The sequence below is a fragment of the Mycobacterium sp. genome (assembly GCF_035506235.1).
GTDB lineage: Bacteria > Actinomycetota > Actinomycetes > Mycobacteriales > Mycobacteriaceae > Mycobacterium.
Map to the genome: position 1 here is coordinate 1 of NZ_DATJPU010000009.1, position 3,280 is coordinate 3,280.

Here is a 3,280-nt window from a genome sequence, read left to right on the forward strand (position 1 = left end):
CTCCCCGACCAGCGCCTGCGCGTCCAACAACTCCCGATCCGACCGTGAAATCCCTTGCACCACAACATCATCACACGCCACACAGGGCGCAGCCGTCAGACACGCCCAGCATTGGACGAGTTATTCAGCGCCGTCCTAGGACCGCGACGGTTGCGGGATCTGCCCACTCCGGTCGGGGTGTTTCAGGTCCAAGCGGCGGGCCTGCGCATGGAGTTTCCGCCGTTGCGGGCGCTGGATGTGAGTCCGGGGAACCTGCGGGCGGCGACGACGAGCTTCATCGGGCGTGAGTCGGAGGTCGCCGAGCTGCAAGCCGCGATGAAGGCTCATCGGTTGGTGACGTTGACCGGGGTGGGTGGGGTTGGCAAGACTCGCCTGGCTGTCGAGGTGGCGTCGCGGCTGGCCGATGAATACCCTGATGGCGTTTGGTTTTTCGAGCTGGCGGCGGTCACCGATCCGGCGGCGATACCGGATGCAGTGGCGGCGGTGCTGGGCATCACCCAGCAACCGGGCAAGACCGTGAGCGAGTCGGTGGCCACCGCGCTCGAGGGCAGGCTGCGGCTGTTGGTGTTTGACAACTGCGAACACGTTCTCGACGCTGCCGCCGACCTGATCGAAGCGATCCTCACGCAATCCGCGACCGTGCGGGTCGTTGCCACCAGCCGCGCAGGACTTGGGGTCGCCCAGGAGCAAGTGTGGCCAGTACGCTCGCTGGACATCGGCGCGGGAATCGACTCAGCGGCGGTGAGCCTGTTCGTCGAACGCGCCCAAGGCATTGCGCCGGGCTTCTCGATGGTCAACGGCGATGAAGCCGCCGCAGTCACCGAGATATGTCACCGCCTCGACGGGATTCCATTGGCCATCGAACTGGCCGCCTCACGAATGGCGTCGATGACCGCCAGTGAGGTGCGTGATCGTCTTGATCACCGGTTCCGGCTACTGGTCGGCTCCCGACGCGGCCTGGAACGCCACCACACGCTGCGCCACGCGGTGGCCTGGTCGCACGACCTTCTCGACGACACCGAAAAGACAGTGCTGGAACGCTGTTCGGTCTTCGCGGGCGGGTTTGACCTGCACAGCGCCTGCGCGGTCGCCGGATCGGATGACCTCGACGAGTACGCCGTCCTCGAGGTACTCGACGCTCTTGTGCGCAAGTCGCTGCTGGTGGCTGACCGGGCTTCGGGGCGGACCCGATTTTCGATGCTGGAGACGATCCGCCAGTTCGCCGAGGAACAACTCGCCGCCAGCGGCGCGGCGACCGAAGCCCGGACAGCGCATGCCCGCTACTTCGCCGGACGCGAAGCCGACATCCTGGCCCTGTGGGACAGCCCCCGACAACGGGATGCCCACGACTGGTTCACCGTCGAGCTGCCCAACCTGCGCACCGCATTTCGGTGGGCCGCCGACCAAGGCGATCTGAATGTCGCCGCCACCATCGCCACCTATGCGGGGTGGCTCGGCGCTGGGGTCCAAACCCTTGAGCCGATAGCCTGGGCTGAAGAGCTGATCGAACCCGCCCGCGCCGTGGACCACCCGCGGCTCCCAGTTCTATACGTGATGGCGTCGCTGTGCTACAGGGCCGGACGGATCGAGGCGGCCGTCCGCTACAGCGAAGCAGGCCAGATCGTTCTTGGCAGGAGCCGCGATGCGCCGCCGCACGGCATCGAAGCCCTGCTTGGAGCTGTATACCTAACCGTCGGGCAGCCCGAGCGGTTGGCCGAGATGTGTCGCACCCAGCTCGCACGCCGCCGCGACACCCCCGTCTACATCCGGGCATGGCTGGTTGTCGCTCTTTCATTGGCCGGTTCCGGTGGGGAGGCGATGGATTGCGCGGATGGCCTAATCGAGGCCGCGGAGGCAACAGGCAACCCGTCCTTCCTTGCGTTCGCCCTCGGTGCCTACGGTTACGCCCTCGGCGATGCTGATCCCGTCGGCGCGCTGGAAGCCATGCGCCGGGGCCTGGTGATCGCTCAAGACAGCGGCAGCCGCGCCTACGCGTCAGTCCTGGCGAACGGTCTGGCACGACTTGAAGCCGAACACGGCGACGCCGCGTCCGCATTCGATCACCTCACTCTGGCGATCCGCAACTACCACAATGCGGGCCACACCACGGTGATCCGCCGTCCGCTGGCCCAACTCGCCCTTCTTTTCGACCGGCTCGGACGCTACGAATCGGCGGCCACCATCGCCGAGTTCGCGCTCAGTCCTTTGTCTGTGATGGGGGTCCCCGAAATCACCACCGCGATCACCCACCTGCGCGATGTCCTCGGCGAGGCGACCTACGAATCGCTGGCCCGTAAGGGTGAAACGATGACCACAGCCGCCATGGTGGCGTACGCCTACGACCAAATCGACCAGGCCCGAACAGAACTCGAACACCCCGGTTGAGTTGCGCGAGTCGCGTGTCCACGCGAGAGCGGTGCAGCATGCTCTCAATCGCCTTCAGCAGTCTGTTCGGCCAAGACGCGATACACAGTCGCCCTGCTAACGCCTAGCGTGCTGGCAATCGTGCTCGCCGACTCACCACTAGCGTGCATCCGCTGCGCCAGACCGGCTTTCTTCGCGTCAAGCGCCTTGGGTCGTCCGATGTGCTGCCCCCGTGCCCGACGCGCTTCCCGTGCTGCTGCACGGCGCTCACGGCCCAACTCAAGCTCAAGCTCTGCGAGGCTGGCCAGTACCCCGGCCACCATACGACCCGTGGCGTTGGAGGTGTCGATGCCTTCCCTCAGCGAGCGCAGCACGATGTTCCGCTCACCCAGCTCCCGAATCGTGGTCATCACCTCAGAGGCGTTGCGGCCTAACCGATCTATGCCAACGACAACGATTGCGTCACCGGGTCGGGCATAGTCAAGCAGCGCGGCAAGACCAGGCCGCTGTTCGCGTGTGGACGTTCCCGACAGCTTGTCGCTGTATACCCGCTTCGAGTCCACACCCGCTGCGGTGAGCGCGTCGAGCTGTTGGTCCAGGGACTGGTGGCCGGTTGAGACGCGGGCGTATCCGAGCTGTGTACCTGTGGCCGGGGCGGTGGTTGCGGACATGAGAAAAGTCTGTCTCAGAAGTCTCAGAAGCGCAAGATCTGCGACAACAGTTTTGAGGCAGCTTTTGCGACAGACCGACATGGGGTTTCCACTGCCACTGGCCCACTCGCACCGCTAGTCTCACATCTAAAGTTTTGCGACCTTCGTTGGAGTCATCGGGCAGCGGGACGCGAGGCGGCTGAGGACCTCGTCTCTGGGCTGGAGTACATTGACGACTAGGTCCGCGCCAGTTCTTTCTCGATCTC

General features: G+C 65.2%; 2 protein-coding genes. One reads left to right on the forward strand and one right to left on the reverse strand.

The window, feature by feature from the left end; genetic code table 11:
• Positions 1-150 precede the first annotated feature (150 nt).
• Positions 151-2,385, forward strand: a complete 2,235-nt coding sequence (locus tag VMD50_RS01255) for an ATP-binding protein (RefSeq protein WP_325424066.1) — start codon at positions 151-153, stop codon at positions 2,383-2,385.
• Between the two features lie 44 nt (positions 2,386-2,429).
• Here VMD50_RS01255 and VMD50_RS01260 read toward each other — a convergent pair whose 3' ends face one another.
• Positions 2,430-3,035 (reverse strand): recombinase family protein, encoded by a 606-nt coding sequence (locus VMD50_RS01260; RefSeq protein WP_325424068.1) that lies wholly within the window; start codon positions 3,033-3,035, stop codon positions 2,430-2,432.
• Between the last annotated feature and the right edge of the window lie 245 nt (positions 3,036-3,280).

Excerpts from the sequence above, each read along its gene's own strand:
- VMD50_RS01260 (WP_325424068.1), bottom strand. The coding sequence starts at position 3,035 with ATGTCCGCAACCACCGCCCCGGCCACAGGTACACAGCTCGGATACGCC.